Source organism: Streptosporangium sp. NPDC002524, assembly GCF_040295985.1.
Lineage (GTDB): Bacteria > Actinomycetota > Actinomycetes > Streptosporangiales > Streptosporangiaceae > Streptosporangium.
Genome location: NZ_JBEOWK010000015.1, coordinates 265737 through 288266 on the forward strand (window position 1 = coordinate 265737; position 22530 = coordinate 288266).

Sequence of the window (22530 nt, forward strand, 5' to 3'; positions counted from 1 at the left end):
TCCCCGGAATCGTTCGGCCCCCATTGTGGAGTAAAAAGCCCACTTTGTGCATCTCGGCGAACCACATAGGTTGACGGCGGCGAGTTGCCAGAATGACTGATGCTTGGCCTGTGACTGGGAGGATGTTGCCGCCCGGTCCGTTCGACCGCGTGTGTTCGACTGCGTGTAAGGAGGCTCCGTGGAGCCCGACAACGTTCTGGCGGCACTGGACCCCGAGCAGCGTGAGGTGGCCGAAGCCGTCCGTGGGCCGGTCTGCGTCCTCGCCGGAGCCGGGACGGGCAAGACCCGCGCCATCACCCACCGCATCGCGCACGCGGTCCACAGCGGGGTGGTCGACGCCCAGGGCGTGCTGGCGGTGACGTTCACCACACGCGCGGCCGGTGAGCTCAGGCAGCGGCTGCGGCAGCTCGGCACGCCGGGCGTGCAGGCGCGCACCTTCCACGCCGCCGCGCTGCGCCAGCTCACCTACTTCTGGCCGCGCGTCATCGGCGGAGACCCGCCCAGGGTGATCGAGTCGAAGCTGCCGCTGCTGATCGACGCCTGCCGCACCCTGCGCAAGAACCAGGACCGTTCCGAGCTGCGCGACATCGCCTCCGAGATCGAATGGGCCAAGGTCACCCAGATCGCCCCCGAGGACTACGCGGAGGCCGCCAAGAAGGCGGGCCGCACCTCGCCCGTGGCCCCCGAGGAGGTCTTCCGGCTCTACGAGGCCTACGAGGACCTCCGCCGCGAGCGGCACCTGGTCGACTTCGAGACCATCCTGGAACTCACCGCGGCCGTGATGACCGAGCACCGCGAGGTGGCCTCCCAGATCCGCCAGCAGTACCGCTACTTCGTGGTCGACGAGTACCAGGACGTCAACCCGCTGCAGAAGCTGCTGCTCGACACCTGGCTCGGCGGGCGCGACGACCTGTGCGTGGTCGGCGACCCCAACCAGACGATCTACTCCTTCACCGGCGCCACCCCCCGCTACCTGACCGGCTTCTCGGTCGAGCACCCCAACGCCACCGTGATCAAACTGGTCCGCGACTACCGCTCCACCCCCCAGGTCGTCTCGCTGGCCAACCGCGTGCTCGACAGGGCGCGCACCCCGCACAAGCTCTCCCTGATCGCCCAGCGCCCGGACGGCCCCGAGCCGGTCTTCACCGAGTACGACGACGAGACCGCCGAGGCCGAGGGCGTGGCGCGGGCGGTCAAGAAGCTCGTCGGCGGCGGCGTGCCGACCCGCGAGGTCGCCGTGCTGTTCCGGGTCAACGCCCAGTCCGAGGCGTACGAGCAGGCCTTCGCCAAGGCCGGCCTGCCGTACGTGCTGCGCGGCGCCGACCGCTTCTTCGAGCGCCCCGAGGTCCGCCAGGCGGTCGTGCTGCTGCGCGGCGCCGCCCGCTCCGCCGAACCCGGCGACACGCTCGCCTCGACCGTGCACCACATCCTGTCCGGCATCGGGCTCACCCCCGAGGCGCCCGGCGGCGGCAAGGCCCGCGAGAAGTGGGAGTCGCTCAAGGCCCTCGCCGACCTCGCCGAGGACCTCGCCGCCACCGGCGCCGACCTGCCCGCCTTCGTCGCCGAGCTGGAGCGCCGGGCCGGGGAGCAGCACGCGCCGCCGGTCGAGGGCGTCACCCTGGCCTCGCTGCACGCCGCCAAGGGCCTGGAGTGGGACGCGGTCTTCCTCGTCGGCGTCACCGAGGGCATGCTGCCGATCATCTACGCGGAGACGCTCGACCAGATCGAGGAGGAGCGCCGTCTCCTGTACGTCGGCGTCACCCGCGCCCGCGCCCACCTGGGGCTGTCGTGGGCGCTGGCCCGCTCACCCGGCGGGCGGCGGTCCCGCAAACCCTCCCGCTTCCTGGACGGGCTCACCGGCCGCTCCGCGCAGAAGAGCCGCGCCGCCGCCTCGGCCTCGGCGACCTCGGCGGCCTCGGCGGCCGACCGCCGCCAGGTCGCCGCTCCGATCAGCTGCCGGGTCTGCGGCAAGACCCTGGCCGCCGCCGCCGAGCAGAAGCTCGGCAGGTGCGCCGGATGCCCCGCCGACTACGACGAGGCGCTGCTCGACGCGCTCAAGTCCTGGCGTACGGGAGTGGCGAGGCACGAGAAGATCCCCCAGTGGGCGATCTTCACCGACGTCACCCTCCAGGCCATCGCCGAACGGGCGCCGCTCTCGGAACAGGACCTGCTGGCGATCACCGGAATCGGACGCGTCAAACTGGATCGTTATGGCGAGGCGGTGATCGAACTATGCCGTATAGCCGCGAACCGGACGGAGGGCGCGTGAACGAGGCGTTGAAGGAGCTCCTGGACCTGCTCGACCTGGAGCAGATCGAGCTCGACATCTTCAGAGGGCGTAGCCCGGAGGAGCGCATCCAGCGTGTCTTCGGCGGCCAGGTGGCCGCCCAGGCCCTGTTCGCCGCGGGACGGACGGTGCCCGACGGCCGCGACGTCCACTCGCTGCACGCCTACTTCATCCGGCCCGGCGACCCGGCCATCCCGATCGTCTACAACGTCGAGCGCGTCCGCGACGGCCGGTCCTTCACCACCCGGCGGGTGGTGGCCGTCCAGCACGGCAAGGCGATATTCACGATGTCGGCCTCCTTCCACGTGACGGAGACCGGTGTCGAGCACCAGGCGACCACGATGCCCCAGGTGGCCGATCCCGAGGGCCTGCCGCTCTTCCAGGACCGGATGCTCCAGGCCGTGGGGGAGGAGTCACCGCTGCGCGAGTGGCTGGCCAAGCCGAGGCCGGTGGACGTCCGCTACGTGACCCCCCTCACCTGGGAGGCCTACCGCGACCCGGAGCTGCGCGGGTCGAACACCAACGTGTGGTTCCGCTACGACGCGGAGCTGCCGGACGATCCGCTGCTGCACGTGGTGCTCGCCGCCTACGCCTCCGATTTCACCCTGGTCGACACGGTGCTGCTCACCCACGGCCTGGCGTGGGGCGCGTCCAACCTCTCCGGCGCCTCGCTGGACCACGCGATGTGGTTCCACCGCCCCTTCCGGGTGGACGAGTGGATGCTCTACGCCCAGGAGTCGCCGTGGTCGGGGGCGGCGCGAGGGCTCGCCAAGGGCGAGATGTTCACCCGGTCCGGAGAACTGGCCGTGTCGGTAGTGCAGGAGGCGATGATCCGCGTGAGATAGTCGCAAAGTCGCAGGTAGAAAATATGTTGCCCCCTCCCCGGGCCGGGGTTTAGGGTCATGGTCAAGCAAGTCGGACGCTACTGTCCGACGATCCACGAATGGAGGTGAGTCCGCTGTGAGGAACATTCCGATGACGTCCCAGTCGGGGCTCACTTCCGCGCGCCGTAACACCGTTCTGTCTTGCGACAGCCAGATCATCCTCGCCGGCGGCGTGGCTGTTCTGGCTCAGCAGGCCAATCCCGCCCATCTTCAGGTCGAAACCGGCGGTTGGTTCGCTCCGATCGCCTTCCCGGCGACGGACGTCCCGGCTGCTCGTAACCGAGTGGGCGACAGCTACGCAGCAACGACCAAGCACATCGGAAACGGTGGACTGCGCGGTCCGCAACCCTGGGGGCATCCTCCGGTCATAACCTGACCGAGGAAAAAGCCTTCAGGCCGCGGATCCGCACCCAGGATCCGCGGCCTTCTTGTTTGTCCGCGTCATTCCTGACCCCCACCCCAAGAGGTAACCGAAGATCAACACCTAGCTGAGAGGTGAAGCAGATGGGGGCCCAGACGGTCATGGACCTGATCGACGAAGCCACAATCCCCTGTCGTACCGACCCCGACCTGTGGTTCGCCGAGTCTCCGGAGGACGTGGAGTTCGCCAAGGCGCTCTGCGGAGGCTGCCCGATCCGTGAGGCCTGCCTGGCCCGCGCGCTGGAGCGCGAGGAGCCGTGGGGCGTCTGGGGCGGCGAGCTCGTCCTGCGGGGGGCGATCGTCCCCCGGAAGCGTCCGCGCGGGCGTCCCCGCAAGAACCCGGTCGCTGCCTGAACAACCCGGTCGCTGCCCAGATCCACCGAGAACCAGCACCACCGAGAACCAGCATCACCGAGAACCTGAAACACCGAGAACCAGCATCACCGAGAACCAGCACCACCGAGAACCAGCATCACCGAGAACCAGCACCACCGAGACCCGAGCCACCACGAGCCGCACGTTTCCGAAAGGACCACTCCGATGAGCTACTTCACCGCCAGAGGCCTCGACCTGTCTTCTATGCAAGAAGAACTGGTCCGTGACCGAATACGAACCCTCCACCGCGAGGCGGAGGAGCATCGCAGGGCCGTCGGCCTTCAGCGCCTCCAGCGTGCCCAGCGCAACGCGGAGCGCGCCTCGGCCCGCCTGCGAAGCGCGATCCTGCGCCTCGTCTGATCGGTCTTGTCTGTTCGGTAAGAACCGGCGGCGACGCGTAGAGGACGCACGAGAGAAACCCGAAGCCGCACGGGAGACTGACCGAAGAGCGAGACGGACGAGAAGAGCGAGACGAACGAACGAGGGGTGACCCGCTCAGGCGGGCCACCCCTCAAACGTCTCCCGGACCCACCACATCGCGGGCCACCGCAGAAGATCCGGAAAGCAGAAGATCCGGAAAACCGTTGGACACCCCGGAGCGTCCGGGATCTACGGAGCATCCGGGATCTACGAAACACCCGGTGACGTCCATGCCGCAGGGATGCCCTGGATACCACCGGATGGCCCCTGAGCATCACAAACATCGCGGAGCATCGGGCATCGCGGAACATCGGGCGGAGGAGAATACCCCTCAGGCGCTGGTGAGGGTGGGTTCTCCGGAATCCTCGTCGGTGAAGCCGGGGACCCAGCGGATGACCTCCGCGCGGAAGCGGGCGGTGGCGCCGAGCTGGCAGAGGACGCCGACCCCCGCCGCGTGCACACGGTGGATGAGGACGTACGAGGCGGGCAGGTTGAGCTGGCGCACCACGTTGCCGGGACGCAGGTCGGTGGCCGTGGCGGCCTGCCGCTGGAGCCACTCCCTGCTGAACGAGAACTCCTCCACGGCGGTCGGCTCGACGTAGGGAGCGAGGAACGCCCGCAGGGCTTCGGGGTCGATCTCGATGTGCGGCTGGATGAAGCCCTCGTCACGCAGGCCCTGCACCACGGTCGACATGTCGCCGTTGTTGAAGATGCGGGTCAGCTTTCCGAAGACCGGTGGGTATCCGTCGGGCATCCGGTTGACCGCGCCGAAGTCGAGCACGCACATCCGGCCGTCCTCGACGATCCGGAAGTTGCCCGGATGGGGGTCGGCGTGGAGCATGCCCAACCGCGCGGGCGAGGAGAACAGGAAACGGACGAGCTGGAGCCCGGCCCGGTCGCGTTCCTCCTGGGTGCCGTCGGTGATGATCCGCGACAGCGGGGTGCCGTCGACCCACTCGGAGACGAGGACCTGCTCGTTGGCGGCGATCACGTCCGGGATCAGGAAGTCGGGGTCGTCCTTGTACTCCAGGGCGAAGGCGTGCTGGGCCTCGGCCTCGTGGAGATAGTCGAGCTCCTCGACCACCCGCTCGCGCAACTCGCTCAGGACGGCCTTGATGTCGAGGCCGGGCAGCAGGACCCCGAAGAGCTTGCCGAGCCGGGCCAGCTGGGTGAAGTCGGAGAGCAGGGCCTTCCCCGCCCCCGGATACTGGATCTTGACCGCGACCGTCCGGCCGTCGTGCCAGACCGCCTTGTGCACCTGCCCGATCGACGCGGCGGCGGTGGGTTTGTCGTCGAACGACAGGAAGTTCTCCCGCCAGTCGGCGCCCAGCTGCTCGACGAGGACCTTGTGCACGGTCGTCGCGGGAAGCGGCGGAGCCGCGTCCTGGAGCTTGGTCAGGGTGGCGCGGTAGGGGCCGGCGATCTCGGACGGCAGCGCCGCCTCGAAGATGGACAGCGCCTGGCCGAGCTTCATCGCCCCGCCCTTGAGCTCGCCGAGGACCTTGAAGATCTGCTCGGCGGTGCGTTCCTGGATTTCCTGGGCGACGATCTCGGCGGACTTGCCCCCGATTCGTTTTCCGAGACCGAGAGCGGTACGGCCGGCGAACCCGATCGGCAGGGCCGCCAGCTTGGCGGAGCGCGCAACGGCGCGGCGCGGAAGGTCACTCACCTTGGTTGGCGGCGTATCCGCTGGCACAGCGAGACGCCGCTCCCTCCCTTCGCTGTGTGTCCGTCAGCGGCAGGTAGCCGACGCGACCATTGTTAGCGAACCCAACTCGTTTCGGAAGCAACGACATTGAGGATGAACACTCCAGGATCGCCTCTTCCAGCTCCAATCTGGCAATACTTCCATTGTGCTGTTTGTCACAGCGGGTTCACGGCCGTCGATCGCGGCGAGTGCGTGACCTGCCGCCGACGCCGCCACCAGCGCCGACAGCGCCGTGCCACACGCGATTTCTCCCGCGGGGAAGCCACCGAGCCGAGCACTGACGACGGGCCATCCGGGGTCGCGGTCTCGCCGGGTCAAATCTAAACAGTGCAGGCATGTGCTTCGTCCGGGGAGCACAAGGGGGCCGACCGACCCGGAGCCCTCGAACGCGGTGACCAGCAGATGCGGGATCTCCCACTCGACGAGCTCCCTGACCAGGAGGCCGTCCAGCGGCACCACCGGCGCGAGCACCGCCAGGTCCGGGGGCCTGGCCCCGTCGGCCAGCTGGGCCGCCCCGTCGCCGGTCCATGCCGTGAGACCGGGCGCGAGCCTTTTGGCCACCGCGACCGCGCCGTCCTGCCTGCTCATTCCCACCTCCGTCCAGCCGAGGCCGCCGGGGACGACATCCCGTCGCCGCGCCGTACCGGGATCGATGACGCAGATCCGGCCGACCCCGGAGGCGGCGAGCAGGCAGACGACCTGCGCGCCCACCCGGCCCGCGCCGTAGACCCGCACCTGGGCCGCTCGCCGGCGCTCCAGCGCGGCGAGCCCGCCGTCGATCGTGCCCGGGGTGAGGGAGAGTACGTCGAGATCCGGCTGGAGCCGATCACGCTCGGCCATCGCGAGCGCGCGCAGCGGCCCCGGACCCGCACTCGCGTCGTCCACCACGCCACGGCTGACCAGCAGGTCGAGCAGGGTCCGGCCGTGCTCCTCGCCGAGACCCGCCTCGGCGGCACCGGCCAGCACGCCCGCGAGATCCCGTACGCCGTCGAGACTCTCCACCCAGCGGCGGACCTCGGGCTCAAGGTCGGTCAGCACCACCGTGTGACGGGGATGCAACCCGAACTGCAGGGTGCGCCCGTCGCGGGCGACACGGCGCAGAGCGGGCTTCAGACGTGGTCGCATTCGGAGAGCCTTTCTTCGGGGCGGCCCATGGGGTGAGCCGGTGAACAGGGAAAGAGCAGTGCTGAGCAGTGCTGAGTAAGGCTGGGTGGGGCTGAGCGGGGTTGAGCAGAGAAAAGAGCACAGCTGAGCAGGGGAAGGGCAGGGACTGAGCGGGGCTGAGCGGGGCTGAGCAGGCCGGGGGTGGCTGGGTGTGCCAGCGTGGCACGGCCCCACAAGGTCGCGGACGCCTTTTCCTCCGCCTGTGGATAACTCGCCCGGCGAACAACGCCCCTGTGGATAACCCGCCCTGGACACCCCCGGATACCCCCGCCCCCGGATACCCCCGCCCCCTGGACATCCCCGCCCCCTGGACGCCCTTCCTCCAGGGGCGCCCTTGCCTGGGTGCACCTCGCTCGTCGCCGGGAGAACCTCTCTGGGAGGACCCCTCCCCCTCTGGGAGAACCTCTGAGAGGCCCTTCCCTGAGAAGGCACTTCCTCTGGGGAGACTCCCTCTGGAGATCGACCGTCCCGGGCGATATGCCCGGACTAATCCTCAGGAGGAGGTATATCCGTTCCGCCCACCAAGGCGGGGCATCCGTCTCGCCTCCCGGCACGGGAGATCTCCGGGAGCGGCGGACCCAGAAGAGACGGATCCAGGGAAGGTAGATCTAGGAAGGCGGATCCGGGGAGGCGGATCTAAAAAGGGCGGATCCGGGAGGAAGCGAGTCGAGAGACGATGAGCCAGGAGGTCGAGAGAGCACAAGGGCAGGAACACAGGAGGACAGGAAGACAGGAGGGCAGGAGGGCCCTCAAGGGTGGACGGGAGAGGGTGGGTTACGCTCCCCGGCATGGACGAGCTCTTGATCGACCGGCGTGACGACGGCGTCGCGGTGCTCACTCTGAACCGCCCCGACCGGCGCAACGCGATGACCGACGAAATGACCGCCCGGTGGCGGCTCGCCATCGCGGATCTCGCGGCGGACCGCGACCTCCGATGCGTCGTCGTCACCGGGGCCGGAAACGCGTTCTGCTCCGGGGGAGACCTGTCCTGGCTCGCCGAGCGGGCCTCCGAGGGGGTGCCCGCGCTGCGCGATCGGATGCTCGGTTTCTACCGGACCTGGCTGGCGATCGCCGACCTCGAGGTGCCGACCATCGCCGCCGTCAACGGGGCGGCAGTCGGGGCGGGCCTGTGCCTCGCCCTCGCCTGCGATCTGGTCTACGCCGCCGAGGAGGCCAAGCTGCTCGCCCCCTTCACCTCGCTCGGCCTGCACCCCGGCATGGCGGCCACCTACCTGCTGCCCAGGGTCGCGGGGGTGGGCGTGGCCAGGGAGATGTTGCTCACAGGACGGACGATGACGGGCGCGGAGGCGGCGCCCGCGGGCTTGGTGACCAGGGCGTTCCCCCGCGAGTCGCTGATGGACGAGGTGATGGGGATCGCGTCGCGTACGGCGGCCAACGCGCCGATCGCCACCAGGCTCACCAAAATCGCCCTGGCGGGCGGCGGGCACGCCGACCTCGACGCCGCGCTGCGCTGGGAATCCCTCGCCCAGCCGGTCACGATGATCTCCGCCGACATGCTTGAAGGGCTGGCGGCCCAGAGAGAACGGCGGGCCCCGCGATTCGGCAACGCATGAGACGGCTGATATCCAGGTTAATTAGATAAGTCACGGTCATAGTTGATCACCCGTGTTGAACAATCGACGAACGGGGATTGACCAGCGGGAACGTGTTCTACCCCCTGGTGTGAATTCGTCATTCTCGGCTACCGTTCATATGTGCCCCCCGAGACAGTCGAGGTCCGCCGCAGTTCTCGCCGCCGGCGGACGGTTTCTGCGTACCGCGACGGCGAGAAAACGATCGTGCTCCTCCCCGCCGGTCTGAGTAGCACCGATGAGGAACAATGGGTGCGCCGTATGCTCGATCGCCTCGCGGCCAAGGAACAGCGCAGACGTCCCTCCGACGACGATCTCCTCGATCGGGCCGTCGATCTGTCGGCCCGCTATCTGGGCGGGGAGGCGAAGCCGTCGAGCGTGCGCTGGGTGGAGAACCAGCAGCATCGCTGGGGCTCGTGCACCCCTGATCACGGCACCATCAGGATCTCCACGCGGCTGCGGGGCATGCCGTCGTGGGTGGTCGACTACGTGATCATGCATGAGCTCGTCCACCTGCTGGTGCCGAGTCACGGCTCGCGCTTCTGGGCGCTCGTGGAACGCTATCCCAAGGCCGAGCGGGCGCGAGGCTTCCTGGAGGGATTCTCCACGGCGGCTCACGGTTCCGCGGAGGAATGTTGACGGAAGATCGGGTGGTGGCCGTTCTCGTCACGCCCTCCGTGGCGGACGCGGCCCCGCCGGGAGTCGACGCCGCCGACTTTCTCACGGCCGTCGCCGAGGACGCCTACGAGCTCGTCGCCGGCCTGGACTTCGTCGCTCCCGTCGTGGTGACGAGCGTCCCCGGCATGGAGGAGATCGTCTGGCCGGGCACCCCGGTCGTCGAGATCCCCGATCTTTCCGGCAGCGCCCTGGTGGAGGCCGCCTTCGCGGCCCTGCCGTACGGCGAGCAGGCGGTCCTGCTGAGTGCCGACGCGCCCGACCTGCCCCCTTTGCTCATCGGGAAGCTCTTCCGCGAGCTCGGCAGGGCCAGGATCGCCGTCTGCCCGGACGCGGGGGGCGGTACGGTCGCGTTCGCCGCCCACCTGCCCTACCCGGACTGGGCCGCGGTGGGCTTCGACGACCTCGATCCGATCAAGGCGCTCCGTGCCTCCGCGCCCGGCAGCCGCATGGTCGCGAGGGGCCCCGGCTGGCACCGCCTGCGTACTCCTGGCGACATCCGCCTCCTCGACCCGGGCCTGGAGGGCTGGGACAACACCCGGGCCCTGCTCTCCCCTGAGCCCTGAGCCTTCAACCCTGAGCCCTCAACTCCGAGTCCTCGGGCGATCAAGTGCCCGAACCGTCCGGGAATCCAAACAGCCCAGGTACCCCGGGTGCCCGGCCCCGTCATCAAGGCGGAGGCAGGCGCAGGTCGGCGAAGACGGCCCGGTGGTCGGTGCCGGGAACGGTGTGCACGCTCACCGCGTTCACTCCCACCCGCTGGTCCGCCACGACATGGTCGATCGTGATCAGCGCGGGGACGCGCTTGTTGACCGGCCAGGTGGGGGTGAGGCCTTCCCCGGCGCTGTCGGCCGCGTCCACATAGCCGCGGTCCAGGAAACGCCGCATGGCCGCGTGGTCGAGGCTGGCGTTGAAGTCGCCCGCGAGGATGCGGATCGTGTCGGGCGCGGCGGAGGGCAGCGCCTCCAGCGCCGCCGTCCAGTCGTACACCTGCCTGCCCAGCGGCGGGAAGGGATGCACGTCGACGATCTCGACGGGCTTGGAGCCGGGCACGGTCATCAGCGCGGCGGGCATGTTGTGCCCGATCGCCTCGAACAGGTTCTTCCTCGGGGTCAGCGGATACCGCGCGTACAGGCCGCTGCCCCCGGCGCTCCACTCCGGCTCCAGCACCTTGTACGGCAGCACCTTCTCCAGCCCGGCCGCCTCCAGCTTCTCGACCATCCCCGGTGTCAGCTCCTGGGTGCTGAGCACGTCCGGGTTCAGCCGCCGGACCAGGTCCATCACGGCGTCGGGTTCGGCGTGCCCGAACAGCGTGTTGAGCGTCAGCACCCGCAGGGGCGTTCCCGTCACGGGGTCCCCGGAGCGGAACGCCCTGGGGAGCACGCTGAGGCCGAGCGCCGCGGTGGTGATCAGCGCCACGGCCGTCGCCGCCCGGTTGCGGGCCAGCGCGGCCAGCAGCACCGGCACGAGCGAGGCCGCGGCCACGTACGGGGTGCCGGTCATGAGCTGGGTGGTCAGCGAATCGCGTTCGAGCCCGGCCACCCGGGCCACCGCCCAGGCGGCGAACGGGGTCACCGCGGCCCAGGCGAGGGTCCTGGGAATCCTCCAGCGGCGACGGCGCGCCGGCTGCACGACTGCGCCCCCGACGCCCCCGACGCCCTCGGCGCTCCTGCCGGCCACGATGTCCACACTCACAGTGCCCCGATCCGCTCCGTACGACCCGATGGACCCGATGGACCCACTGAGAACGAAGATATCCGGGGAAAGGTGAGACAAGCGTAAAACGGTCCAACGCCCTCGGGACACGCCCCGGACAGGCTGGAACCAGTCGCGGAACCGGCCGCGGAACCGATCTCCGGACCGATCTCCGGACCGATCTCCGGACCGATCTCCAGGCCGATCTCCGGGCCGTCGTACGAAGCCGGGCGCCCGGTCACCCGGATCGCAGGGCCTCGCGGGCGCGGCGGGCCAGGCGGCGGGTCGCCTCGTCGGACAGCTCGGGGATCTCCTCCACCGGGAACCAGCGCAGGTCGAGCGACTCGGCGCTGATCACGGCCTCGACACCGGCGGGGGCGACGGCGCCGTACTCGATGTCGAGGTGGCTGGTGTACGGCGGGTGGCACCAGACCTTGTGACGGTCGAGCGCCAGCGGGCCCGGCAGCAGCCGCAGGCCCGGGATGCCGGACTCCTCGGTGGCCTCACGCAGCGCCACCGCCTCCAGGGAGGCGTCGCCGCGCTCGCAGTGCCCTCCCATGGGCAGCCACATCCCGGCCTTGGGGTGCAGCGTCAGCAGCACCCGCTCGCCGTCGTGGGAGAGCACCGCGGTCGTGGCCGTCAGGTGGCCGGTGACGCACTCGCGCCACATCGCGTCGTCGTTGGCGTGGACGTGCCCCAGGAACTCCTTGCGGAGGATCTCCTCCTCCGCCGTGGGCGCGGCCCACCCCGTGAGCACGTCCTCCGCGTCGGCGCGCAGGCTCACGCGCCGCCGTCCCCGCCGTCGTCCTTGCGGCCCTTCCTCTCGTCGTCGCCGTCCTCACCCGAGGCGGCCGGAGTATCCGAAGTACCAGAATCACCCGAAGACTCCCGGAGCGTCCCCTCCAGCGATGACAGGTCGAGCTCGGGCTCGCCCCGTACGAACCTCTCGGGGTCGTCGAGGTCGTCGGCGGTGGGCATCAGGTCGGGGTGGTCCCAGACCGCGTCGCGGCCGTCGACGCCCCGGTCGGCCTCCAGGGCCTGCCACAGGGCGGCGGCCTCACGCAGGCGGCGGGGCCTGAGCTCAAGACCGACGAGTGTGGCGAAGGTCTGCTCGGCGGGGCCGCCGGTCGCCCTGCGGCGCCGTACGGTCTCCGACAGCGCGGTCGCCGAGGGGAGCTTGCCGTCCGCGGCGCCGTCCACGACGGTGCCGACCCAGCCCTCGACCAGGGCGAGCATGGTCTCCAGCCGGGACAGGGCGGCCTTCTGCCGCTCGGTCTCCTCGGGCTTGAGCAGGTTGCCGCCGCTCAGCGCCTGCTGGAGCTGCTCGGGGTTGTTGATGTCGAGCCCGCGGAGCTGCTCCTCCAGCGCGGACGCGTCCACCGTGATGCCCCTGGCGTACTCCTCCACGGCCCCGAGCAGGTGCGCGCGCAGCCACGGCACGTGCTGGAACAGCCGGTGGTGGGCCGCCTCGCGCAGGGCGAGATAGAGGCGGATCTCCTCGGCGGGGGTCTCCAGACCCTGGCTGAACGCCGCGACGCCGCCGGGCAGCAGGGCGGCGCTGTCCGACAGCGGCAGGCCGATGTCGGTGGAGCCGATCACCTCCAGGGCGAGCGAGCCGACGGCCTGGCCGATCTGCTGGCCGACCATCATGCCGCCCATCTGCTTCATCATCCCCATCAGCGGCCCGGCCATGGCCTGGGCCTCGGGGGGCAGACCGGTGGCGCCGAGCGTGCCGCTCATGGTCTCGACCATGCGGGCGGCGATCGGGTCGCAGAGTTTCTGCCAGACCGGGACGGTCTTCTCGATCCACTCGGAACGGCTCCACGCCTGGGGATTGCTCACCCCGCTCGGCAGGGAGGTGGCCTCGTTGAGCCACAGATCGGCCAGATTCAGGGCGTCGACGATCTGGCGCCGCTCGCCCTCCATGACACTGGGATCGCCCTCGGCGACCACGACGTGCCGTGCGATGTTCTTCGCCATGTCCCAGTTGACGGGACCAGAGGTCGGCGGAGCGGAGAGCATGTCGGCGAACTGGCGCATTGCCGCTGCGATCTGCTCCGGGTTGCCGAACATGGCGAACGGATTCTCGTTGGGGTCGTTTTCCCGACCTGGCAAGTCAGTCACCGCTCTACCTCGTGCAGGATGGAGGAGTCCACATCCGCCACGTTATCCGTCGCATGGCGGGTCAGTGCAAAGTGAGGACCTGGTGCCTACCTCGAAACGCTCCCGGCCCCCCGTCGTCGCCGTCACCGGCGCCGCCTCGGGCATAGGCCGTGCCTTCCTCGCGAAGGTCGCCTCGTCTGCGGATTTCCGCAGGGTCGTGGCCATCGACGAGCAGCGTGGTGACGTCCCCGACGTCACCTGGCGGGTCCTCGATGTCCGAGATCCGCTCTTGGCGAACCGCATATCTGATATTGACGTGCTCGTGCACCTGTCGGCCGACTACGCGCTCGACGTCAACCCAGCGGAGCGGCGCGCCTACAATCTGCGAGCGGCCCAGACGGTGCTCACCGCCAGCGCCGCCGCCCGGGTGCGGCGCGTCGTGCTCCTCACCAGCGCCATGGTGTACGGCGCCGTCCCCGAGAACCCCGTCCCGCTGCCGGAGGACTCCGCGGTCGCCGCGGAGCCCGACACGGGCATGGTCGGCGACCACCTGGAGATCGAGGCGCTGGCCCGGCGCTCCCTGCGCAGCCATCCAGGCCTCGACGTGACCGTGGTCCGGCCCGCCGCGGTGGTCGGGCCCGGCGTCGACAGCGTGGTGACCCGGCACTTCGAGGCGCCCAGGCTGCTCACCGTCAAGGGGTGCAGCCCCCGCTGGCAGTTCTGCCACGTGGACGATCTCGTCTCGGCCCTTGAGATGGCGGCGCTGGGCACGGTCTCGGGGGTGGTCGCCGTCGGCGGCGAGGGCTGGCTGGAGCAGGAGCAGGTGGAGGAGATCTCCGGGCTGCGCCGGCTGGAGCTGCCCGCCGGGCTCACCTTCGGGACCGCCCAGCGCCTGCACCGCCTCGGCGTCACCCCGGCCCCGGCCACCGACCTGCACTACGTCGTCTACCCCTGGGTGGTCGACTGCGCCGCGCTGCGCGAGGCCGGATGGAAGCCCCAGTGGAGCAACGAGGCCGCGTTCGAGCAGCTCCTGGAGCTGCGTGAGGGCAGGCACGCCGTCGTGGGCCGCCGCCTGTCCGGCAAGGAGGCCACGCTCACCGCGGCCGGCGCCACCGTCGCCGTCCTCGGCACCGCGGCGATCGTCCGCGCCGCCCGCAAGAAGCGCCGCACCTGACGGCCGCGCCTGCCCGTTCGCGCGGGGCGAACGTCCCGCGGACGGCGCGTGACCTCGTACGGCCTCGCACAATCGGCAAGAGGTCCTCGTACGGGCTCGCCATCCGTACGGGGCGCGGAGGGCGGCCCCGGGGGTGCGCGGCCGAAGGCCGTTTTTCCCGGGCGGTACGCTTTGCGGCGTGGATGTCATCCGGTTGCTCGATATTCGCGACAGCGCGCTCTCCGTCGACGAGGTGCTCGCCGCCGTCGGCGACCACGCCGCGGGCGGCACGACCGTCTTCGTCGGCACGGTGCGCGAGCAGGACCACGGAAAGCCGGTCACGAGCCTGTCCTACTCGGCGCACCCGAGCGCCGTGGACGAGCTCCGCCGGGTGGCCGAGAAGATCGCCGCGGACTTCCCCGTGACCGCCCTGGCCGCCGTCCACCGGGTCGGCGACCTGGAGCTCGGCGACGTCGCGGTCGTCGTGGCGGTCGCCGCGCCACACCGGGGCGAGGCGTTCGAGGCCTCCCGCAGGCTGATCGACGATCTCAAGAGCCAGGTCCCCATCTGGAAGAACCAGCTGTTCACCGACGGCTCCTCCGAGTGGGTCGGGGCCTGCGAGTGAGCTCGCCTGTCGGGCGCGCGGCCGTCGGCGCGGCGGCGTCCGGGTGCGGTTTCATGACCTGTCGTACGGCATAGGCTTTGTCCATGTCCCGACGAGCGCTGACCCTCATGGTGGCGGGCTTCCTCACACTCATGCTCGCGCTGGTCGGCGCCGTGCTGCCGGTGCCGTACGTCGTGCTGAGTCCCGGGCCGACCGAGAACACGATCGGCGACGTCGACGGCAAGCCGGTGATCAGCGTCGAGGGGCGCCAGACGTATCCGACGGAGGGCAAGCTCAGCCTCGTCACCGTCGCCTACCAGGGCGGGCCCGGCACCAGGATCGACCTGTTCAGCGCGCTCAGGGGATGGATCGATCCCACCATCGCGGTCGTGCCCGAGGAGACGATCTTCCCCCCGACGACCACCGCCAAGGAGGTCGAGCAGCAGAACACCCAGGAGATGACCAACTCCCAGGACGACGCGACCGCGGCGGCGCTGACGGAGTTGAAGATCCCCTACAGCTCGGTCGTGACCGTGGCCTCCACCGAGAAGGGCCTGCCGGCCGACGGGAAGTTCAAGGTCGGCGACGAGATCGTCTCGGTGGACGGCACCCCCGTGTCCGACCGTGAGACCGTCTCCGCCTCCGTCCGCAGGCACAAGGCGGGCGAGCAGGTCGGTTTCGTCGTCAACCGGGGCGCCCAGAGCGTGACCGTCGCCGTCCCGACCATCGCCGGCAAGGACGGCAACCCCATCGTGGGCATCACCATGCGGGTCGGCTACAAGTTCCCCTTCCAGGTCAAGATCAACGTCGGTGACGTCGGCGGGCCGAGCGCGGGGATGATGTTCTCCCTGGGCATCGTCGACAAGCTCACCCCCGGGGCGCTGACCGGCGGCAGGTCCATCGCCGGGACCGGGACGATCACCGCCGAGGGCGCGGTCGGCCCGATCGGCGGCATCCAGCAGAAGATGGTCGGCGCCAGGAAGGCGGGGGCGACGGTCTTCCTGACCCCCGCGGAGAACTGCGCCGAGGCAGTCAAGGCGATCCCGGCCGGCCTCAGGCTGATCAAGGTCTCGACCCTGCGCGAGGCCGTCCAGGCGGTCGACGCGCTCCGCACCGGCTCGGGCTCCGTGCCGAGCTGCCCGGCCGGCTGACCCCGGGGCCGTACGAGGCCCCGCTGATTCCGGGACCGTACGAGACCGCTGATCCCAGGACCGGACGAACCCGCTGATCCCGGAATCGGACGGGAGCGCTGATTCCGGGGCCGGACGCGACCGGCCGGCCCCGGAAACGGGCGGGACGGGAGGCCCGGGAAGCGGGGCGCCACGCCCGATCCACGAAAAGATCAGGTTTTCCGGTCCCCGCCCTCGTCGCGGGGCACTCATCGGACTTCTCGTACGTTGGACCTATGGACCCGAGACCAGCGGGCGTTGTGGCCGGACCGTGCCCGAAAGGCCGACCGCGCCCCAACTCCCGCCGGTGTAGGTTGCCAGACACGGACCGTGCTCTTACGACAAGGGGTTGGCCTTGAGCTTCCGGACCCCCGGAGCCGGCAGGGCAATGCGCTTGCCCCGCCGGCCACGACTGCTAGTTCCCGTCGCGATCGCGCTGGTCGCGATAGTCGCGTTGTTCTTTCTCTTCGCCAGTATTTTCACTGATTACCTCTGGTACGACTCGGTCGACTACACGGCCGTGTTCTCGGGCGTGGTCGTCACGCAGATCCTGCTGTTCGTCGTGGGCGCGCTGCTGATGGTCGGCATCGTCGGCGGCAACATGCTGATGGCGTACCGGATGCGGCCGATGTTCGGCCCCGGGATGTTCGGCGGCGCCAGCGGCGCCGACCGATACCGGATGGCCCTCGACCCGCACCGCAAGCTGATCTTCCTGGTCGGTGTGGCGGTGCTCGGCCTGTTCTCGGGATCGTCCTTCTCCGGCCAGTGGAAGACCTGGCTGGAGTTCGTCAACGCGACGCCGTTCGGCGAGGTCGACCCGCAGTTCAAGATCGACATCTCCTTCTTCATGTTCACCTATCCGTTCATCCGGATGGTGCTGAACTTCCTGTTCGTCGCGGTGGTGCTCTCCGCCCTGCTGGCGGCGATCGTGCACTACCTGTACGGCGGGTTCCGCCTCCAGTCGCCCGGCGTGCACGCCTCGCGCGGCGCCAGGGCGCACCTGTCGGTGCTGCTCGGCGTCTTCGTGCTGCTGAAGGCGATCGCCTACTGGGTCGACCGCTACGGGCTGGTCTTCTCCGACCGGGGATTCCGGCACGGCGCCTCGTACACCGACGTCAACGCGGTGCTGCCCGCCAAGAGCATCCTGGCGGTCATCGCCCTGATCTGCGCGGTCCTGTTCTTCGCGGGGGTCGTGCGATCCGGCGGAATGCTGCCCGGCGTCGGCTTCGGGCTCCTGGTGCTCTCGGCCATCCTGATCGGCGGGGTCTACCCGGCCCTGGTCGAGCAGTTCCAGGTCAAGCCGAACCAGCAGGGCAAGGAGCAGGAGTACATCAAGCGCAACATCGACGCGACCCGAAAAGCCTACGGCGTCAACAACGCCGAGGTGATCGACTACACGGCTCAGGGCGACCCGACCAAGGTCAACGTCACCGCCGACAGCTCCATCTCCGGCGTGCGCCTGCTCGACCCGAGCCTGGTCGCGAAGACGTACCAGCAGAAGCAGCGGATCCGCGGTTACTACGACTTCCACGAGCCGCTCGACGTCGACCGCTACCCCGACGCGAACGGCACGATGCGCGACACCGTCGTGGCCGTGCGAGAGCTCACCGGACCGCCGGCGGAGCAGAACAACTGGATCAACCGGCACCTCGTCTACACCCACGGCAACGGTTTCGTGGCCGCGCCCGGCAACGAGGTCGACTCCGAGGGCCTGCCCAACTTCGACGCCAAGGACATGCCGGTCACCGGCGCCCTGGTGGACCGGACGAAGCTCAAGGAGTCGCGGATCTACTTCGGCGAGGCTCCCGGCTCGACCGAGTACGTCGTCGTCGGCGGCACCGGCCAGCAGAAGCAGGAGCTCGACTACCCCGAGAGCGGCGGCACCGGCCAGAAGAACACCACCTACGACGGCAAGGGCGGCGTCCCGGTCGGGTCCTTCCTCAACCGGATGCTCTACGCCGCCAAGTACGGCGAGATCAACCTGCTGCTGTCGGGTGACGTCAACGCGAACTCCAAGATCCTCTACGAGCGCAACCCGCAGGCGCGGATCGCCAAGGTGGCGCCGTTCCTGAGCCTGGACGACAACCCCTACCCGGCCATCGTCGGCGGCAGGGTGGTCTGGATCGCCGACGCGTACACCACGTCCAACGCCTACCCGTACTCCCAGAGCAAGAGCCTGGAGGCGATGACGAAGGACACCGTCACCGACCCGCGCCTGGTGGTCCCGCAGCCGCGCGACCAGATCAACTACATGCGCAACTCGGTGAAGGCCGTGGTGGACGCCTACGACGGCACCGTCAGCCTGTACGCCTGGGACGAGAAGGACCCCATCCTGCAGACCTGGCGCAAGGCCTTCCCCGGCGTCATCAAGTCGCAGACGGAGATGTCGACCGAGCTCAAGCAGCACCTCCGCTACCCGGAGGCGCTGTTCAAGGTCCAGCGTGACGTGCTCTCCCAGTACCACATCTCCGACCCGAACGCCTTCTACAGCGGCCAGGACTTCTGGAACGTCCCGAACGACCCGTCGTCGGGCGAGCGCGACATCAAGCAGCCGCCGTACTACCTGTCGGTCAAGATGCCGAAGACCGAGACGCCGTCGTTCTCGCTGACCACCACGTTCGTGCCGCGCCAGGGACCCAACCTGGCCGCGTTCATGGCCGTGGACGCCACCCCGGGAGCCGACTACGGAAAGCTGCGCATCCTGCGCATGCCGTCCAACACCACGATCCCCGGGCCGGGTCAGGTACAGAACAACTTCCAGAACAAGTTCTCCGGCGAGCTCAACCTGCTCGGCCTCGGCCAGGCGAAGGTCCGCTACGGCAACCTGCTGACCCTGCCGTTCGCCGACGGCCTGGTCTACGTCGAGCCGGTCTACGTGGAGATCGCGGCCGCCTCCGGCCAGGAGCCGTACCCGATCCTCCGCCGCGTCCTGGTGGCGTACGGCAGCAAGGTCGGTTCGGCCGACACGCTCAAGGGCGCGCTGGAGCAGGTCTTCGGCGGCGGCACCCAGGCGGCGCCGCAGGAGGAGACCCAGCAGGGCGAGGCCAAGCCCGAGGAGGCCCAGCCCGCCACCGCGCTGGCCCAGGCCATCGACGAGGCGCAGGCGGCGTACGACAAGGCGCAGAAGGCCCTCCAGGCCAACCCGCCCAACTGGACCGACTACGGCAACGCCCAGAAGGAGCTCCAGGCGGCGCTGTCGAAGCTGAAGGGCACCGAGGCGACGCCGGGTGCCACCCCCACCCCGTCACCTTCGGCGTCGGGAACCCCGGCGCCGTCGGCGACACCGTCCGCCACTCCGGTGCCGTCGGCCACCCCGTCGCCGGCCCCGAGCCCATAGGAGAGACCTGAGGGCCCAGCGCCATTCGATTCGCGTCCACCACCAAAGCCGGGTATGGTTGAGACATACACCGACGCGGGGTGGAGCAGCTCGGTAGCTCGCTGGGCTCATAACCCAGAGGTCGCAGGTTCAAATCCTGTCCCCGCTACAAAAGAAGGCCCCGGTCGCCGGAAACGGCGACCGGGGCTTTTGTGTTCTCCCACCTTTGCGAAAACCGCCTTTCTCCCGAAAGGCCCACTTCCCCGAGCCCGCTCTCCTCGAAGACCGGACGAGCGTCTCGCGAACCGCGCCCGCACCGGCCGGTACGCGGATCCATGGCACTGACCGTGATCGGGGTCGTCCCGGCCCCGTAGAGGCCTGCCATCGCCCTGCGGAGGGCTGACCGCAGGGCGGGGTCTTCAGCGGCGCCGGGGACGCCCTGAGTCCGCACGGCCCGGGTGTAGCCCGGGTTTGGCTGCCCGGTCCATGTGCCCGGACTCATCGGGTCGGTGAGCGCGGCGTCGCTCTGGCACCCCGGCCACGGCTCTGGCAGGCCTTGCCTTCTTTCCCGGTTCATCCGTTTTCTCGGTGCTTTCTTCCTCGGTGATTTCGCGTGGTCGGCGAACGGCGGCGTGGACATCACCGTCGTTCGCGCGCCTCTCGCCCCCGGGGTCGGCGTGCTCACCGTGGCCACGCTGACCTGCGTGATCACCTCTTCGCCGGGCGGGACGACGTGAGGCGCGCCACCCCGCGTTCCCATACTGATTTGCAGCCGGAGGGGGATTCCGGATATTGTTCAAACACACACCGACGCGGGGTGGAGCAGTTCGGTAGCTCGCTGGGCTCATAACCCAGAGGTCGCAGGTTCAAATCCTGTCCCCGCTACCAATCGAAAGGCCCTGATCTTCCAGAAGATCAGGGCCTTTCGCATTTCCGGCAACCGGGTCCTCGCCTTCCTCGCGCCTGTGCCGGAGCACCACACCGTCGCGAGCGCGCGGAAGGCGGGCCACACGCGTGCCGGGCGGCCGAGAGACGCTTCGAGGGGCGCTTCGAGAGATGCTCCAAGAAGTGCTTCGGAAGATGCCGAGTCCGAGAGGTAGCGTGCCGCTGTGACCGAAACGTCCGAGCCCGTCCTGCGCTGGCGCGTGCGCCGCGACCTCCTCATCATGAAGATCGTCGCCGCGCTCGCCTTCGCGGTGCTCACGGTGCTGACCCTCGGCGACCCCCGAGGCGCGATCCTGGCGGGTGCCGCCTCCGTGGTCCTGGCGGCGCTGGCGGTGCGCGACGTCCTCGCTCCGGTACGGCTGACCGCCGACGGGGAGGGTCTCGTCGTGGTGAGGGGCTTCGCCGGATCCGAACGGGTGCCGTGGAGGTCCGTCGAACGCATCCGGGTGGACACGCGGACCCGCTTCACCTCGCGTACGGAACTGCTGGAGATCGACACGGGGGAGAGCATCCACCTCTTCAGCCGCTTCGACCTGGGAGTGCCGTGCCGGCAGGTGGCCGACGAACTCCGCTCGTTCCGGACGGGTTCATAGCTTCTCCGGTGCCCGGCGTCGGGTGCCCGGTGCCCGGTGCCCGGTGCCCGGTGCCGGGTGTCCGGTGTCCGGTGTCGGGCGACCGGGAGGGCCCGGCTCCGGGAGCGCCGCCCCGGCCATGCGTTCAGGGCACCGCTAAGGGCCGGGACCCGGCACCGGTCGACGGCTGCCGGGCCTCGGCCCGCTGTGGCGTTCGTCAGGCTCTGACTCGCACCCGGCGATGTCGCGGGACGAAACCGGGCTTGGCGCGGCGCACCAGCAGGCTCGCCTTGTAGAGAGCCCAGCAGGTGAGGAAGCCCCCGAAGGAGACCTGCCCGATCCACGTCCACGCCGACGTCTCGACGGCCGCGAACATCACTACACCGGTCCAGACAAAGCCGAAGACGCCCACGAGGGTCGCCGCAGCCCAATTCAGCCCTCGCTGCAACATGCCTGGAGTCTTACAGATCTTGGTTCAAGACCAGGTCAATGACGCGGAACGCCTCATCGTGGGAGGCTACGGCTGGTGCCGGCACACCTCCGCGCGCGAGACCCGCCGGTGCTCATCGGGGTCGTTCCGAGCGGATTCTCTTCAAGACAGGCCAGCAACGCCGCAGCGGTATGGGCGTCGGCGAGGATCCGGTTCACCTCGTCCTCGGATGTCGGGAGCTGGCCGCGCTTGGCGAGCTCGTCGGTGAGGAAGGTCAACGGCTCCGGATAGCCGGCCGCCTCGGCGGCGACCGTCGCTCGAGCCGCGGTAAGGAGACGCAGATAGTAGGCGCGGAGGGTCGCCTCTCTCATACGTGCGTCTTCAAGGTCGTTCAGCAGAGACCTGGCAACCCTCAGTAGGTCACCTGGACGGTCGGCCTCCGCGTCGATGTGCGCGCGGATGTCGTCGAACTCCGAGCGGGTCATGGTGCTCACCTCCACGGCGGAGTCAGGATCCTGACCCTCGCGCCTACTTCGTATCCAGAGTCGATTGCGAATGGCTTGACGTCTGGTTGCGCGCTTCGACTTCCTATGACTGTTTGGGACGCGCGAGTCTCCGGGATGGTTGGCAAGTTGTCTCTGTGACGTGAGAGTCCTGGTAGTGTTCTTTCCGCAGGGCAACGAAGTCCCAGGTTTAAACCTCCTGGGGCGGACGAACTGCCCAGCAAAACCCTCTCTGATCCCGGCAAATCGGGCGTGTCCGCATGATTGGACATCGACCGGATGTTGGAGTAAGTTAGAGGGGTTGCCCTGGAAACGGGGTGGTCGCAATCCTAACGGGTTCGGCGGGATCGAGTCGAGCGATCGGAAATCCGACAGTTTGACACGAAACCGGCACTCCCGATACGATGGTGATACGAAATGGAACGCCCCGGAGTTCTGCTCGGCTGGTTGGCCGGGTTCAGGGTGATGGTGTACGCGTCCGTTTCTTGAGAACTCAACAGTGTGTTAAAAGCCAG

The 22530-nt window shown here is 69.3% G+C and carries 21 protein-coding genes and 2 tRNA genes; 16 read left to right on the forward strand and 7 right to left on the reverse strand.

The window, feature by feature from the left end:
* Positions 1–178: 178 nt before the first annotated feature.
* The 5 genes from ABT053_RS26085 (at position 179) to ABT053_RS26105 (ending at position 4326) form a co-directional block, all read left to right on the forward strand.
* A complete protein-coding gene (locus ABT053_RS26085) occupies positions 179–2269 on the forward strand; it encodes an ATP-dependent DNA helicase UvrD2 (protein WP_350972135.1) in 2091 nt (696 codons plus the stop codon).
* A complete protein-coding gene (gene tesB, locus ABT053_RS26090; protein WP_350972137.1) occupies positions 2266–3132 on the forward strand; it encodes an acyl-CoA thioesterase II in 867 nt (288 codons plus the stop codon). Before ABT053_RS26085 ends, tesB begins: the two co-directional genes overlap by 4 nt.
* A 130-nt stretch (positions 3133–3262) precedes the next feature.
* Positions 3263–3547, forward strand: a complete 285-nt coding sequence (locus ABT053_RS26095; protein ID WP_350972139.1) for a hypothetical protein — start codon at positions 3263–3265, stop codon at positions 3545–3547.
* Between the two features lie 128 nt (positions 3548–3675).
* Entirely contained in the window at positions 3676–3945 is a 270-nt protein-coding gene (locus ABT053_RS26100; protein WP_329085648.1) for a WhiB family transcriptional regulator, read from the forward strand.
* Between the two features lie 117 nt (positions 3946–4062).
* Positions 4063–4326, forward strand: coding sequence for a putative WhiB-interacting protein (locus ABT053_RS26105; protein ID WP_502991857.1), 264 nt, complete (start codon positions 4063–4065; stop codon positions 4324–4326).
* Between the two features lie 391 nt (positions 4327–4717).
* Here the strand turns inward: ABT053_RS26105 and ABT053_RS26110 are convergent, their stop codons facing one another.
* Both ABT053_RS26110 and ABT053_RS26115 read right to left on the reverse strand, forming a co-directional pair.
* Positions 4718–6055 (reverse strand): ABC1 kinase family protein, encoded by a 1338-nt coding sequence (locus ABT053_RS26110; protein WP_350972142.1) that lies wholly within the window; start codon positions 6053–6055, stop codon positions 4718–4720.
* 63 nt (positions 6056–6118) lie between these two features.
* The gene (locus ABT053_RS26115) at positions 6119–7219 is read right to left on the reverse strand and encodes a ThiF family adenylyltransferase (RefSeq protein ID WP_350972143.1); all 1101 of its coding nucleotides are present in this window, start codon (positions 7217–7219) and stop codon (positions 6119–6121) included.
* A gap of 827 nt (positions 7220–8046) precedes the next feature.
* Here ABT053_RS26115 and ABT053_RS26120 point away from each other — a divergent pair.
* The 3 genes from ABT053_RS26120 (at position 8047) to ABT053_RS26130 (ending at position 10091) form a co-directional block, all read left to right on the forward strand.
* Positions 8047–8832, forward strand: coding sequence for an enoyl-CoA hydratase/isomerase family protein (locus ABT053_RS26120; RefSeq protein WP_350972145.1), 786 nt, complete (start codon positions 8047–8049; stop codon positions 8830–8832).
* 141 nt (positions 8833–8973) lie between these two features.
* Positions 8974–9489: a M48 metallopeptidase family protein gene (locus ABT053_RS26125; protein ID WP_329085638.1), complete on the forward strand. Its 516-nt coding sequence runs from the start codon at positions 8974–8976 to the stop codon at positions 9487–9489.
* A 14-nt stretch (positions 9490–9503) separates the two neighbouring features.
* Entirely contained in the window at positions 9504–10091 is a 588-nt protein-coding gene (locus ABT053_RS26130) for a glycosyltransferase family protein (RefSeq protein WP_350972147.1), read from the forward strand.
* 103 nt (positions 10092–10194) lie between these two features.
* On the opposite strand, the gene ABT053_RS26135 is transcribed toward ABT053_RS26130, so the two are convergent.
* The 3 genes from ABT053_RS26135 to ABT053_RS26145 form a co-directional block, all read right to left on the reverse strand.
* A complete protein-coding gene (locus tag ABT053_RS26135; protein ID WP_350972148.1) occupies positions 10195–11220 on the reverse strand; it encodes an endonuclease/exonuclease/phosphatase family protein in 1026 nt (341 codons plus the stop codon).
* Positions 11221–11458: 238 nt separating this feature from the next.
* Positions 11459–12004, reverse strand: a complete 546-nt coding sequence (locus tag ABT053_RS26140) for an NUDIX hydrolase (protein WP_350972149.1) — start codon at positions 12002–12004, stop codon at positions 11459–11461.
* Complete coding sequence (locus ABT053_RS26145) at positions 12001–13344, reverse strand: zinc-dependent metalloprotease (protein WP_350972150.1); 1344 nt, start codon at positions 13342–13344, stop codon at positions 12001–12003. The genes ABT053_RS26140 and ABT053_RS26145 overlap by 4 nt, the downstream gene beginning before the upstream one ends.
* Positions 13345–13423: 79 nt before the next feature.
* Here ABT053_RS26145 and ABT053_RS26150 point away from each other — a divergent pair, with 79 nt between their 5' ends.
* From ABT053_RS26150 to ABT053_RS26185, 8 genes are all read left to right on the forward strand, one after another.
* A complete protein-coding gene (locus tag ABT053_RS26150; RefSeq protein WP_350972178.1) occupies positions 13424–14497 on the forward strand; it encodes an NAD-dependent epimerase/dehydratase family protein in 1074 nt (357 codons plus the stop codon).
* A 178-nt stretch (positions 14498–14675) separates the two neighbouring features.
* The gene (locus tag ABT053_RS26155; RefSeq protein WP_350972152.1) at positions 14676–15101 is read left to right on the forward strand and encodes a molybdenum cofactor biosynthesis protein MoaE; all 426 of its coding nucleotides are present in this window, start codon (positions 14676–14678) and stop codon (positions 15099–15101) included.
* A gap of 83 nt (positions 15102–15184) precedes the next feature.
* Positions 15185–16231, forward strand: coding sequence for a YlbL family protein (locus ABT053_RS26160; protein ID WP_350972154.1), 1047 nt, complete (start codon positions 15185–15187; stop codon positions 16229–16231).
* Positions 16232–16637: 406 nt separating this feature from the next.
* Complete coding sequence (locus ABT053_RS26165) at positions 16638–19586, forward strand: UPF0182 family protein (RefSeq protein WP_350972155.1); 2949 nt, start codon at positions 16638–16640, stop codon at positions 19584–19586.
* A gap of 74 nt (positions 19587–19660) precedes the next feature.
* Positions 19661–19734, forward strand: a tRNA-Met gene (locus tag ABT053_RS26170).
* 340 nt (positions 19735–20074) lie between these two features.
* On the forward strand, positions 20075–20302 hold the full coding sequence (locus ABT053_RS26175) for a hypothetical protein (protein WP_350972156.1): 228 nt from the start codon (positions 20075–20077) through the stop codon (positions 20300–20302).
* Positions 20303–20376: 74 nt separating this feature from the next.
* Positions 20377–20453 (forward strand) — tRNA-Met (locus ABT053_RS26180).
* Positions 20454–20674: 221 nt separating this feature from the next.
* Positions 20675–21103: a PH domain-containing protein gene (locus ABT053_RS26185; protein ID WP_350972158.1), complete on the forward strand. Its 429-nt coding sequence runs from the start codon at positions 20675–20677 to the stop codon at positions 21101–21103.
* 196 nt (positions 21104–21299) lie between these two features.
* On the opposite strand, the gene ABT053_RS26190 is transcribed toward ABT053_RS26185, so the two are convergent.
* Together ABT053_RS26190 and ABT053_RS26195 are read right to left on the reverse strand one after the other, a co-directional pair.
* A complete protein-coding gene (locus ABT053_RS26190) occupies positions 21300–21533 on the reverse strand; it encodes a hypothetical protein (RefSeq protein WP_350972160.1) in 234 nt (77 codons plus the stop codon).
* A 53-nt stretch (positions 21534–21586) separates the two neighbouring features.
* The gene (locus ABT053_RS26195) at positions 21587–21997 is read right to left on the reverse strand and encodes a hypothetical protein (protein WP_350972161.1); all 411 of its coding nucleotides are present in this window, start codon (positions 21995–21997) and stop codon (positions 21587–21589) included.
* Between the last annotated feature and the right edge of the window lie 533 nt (positions 21998–22530).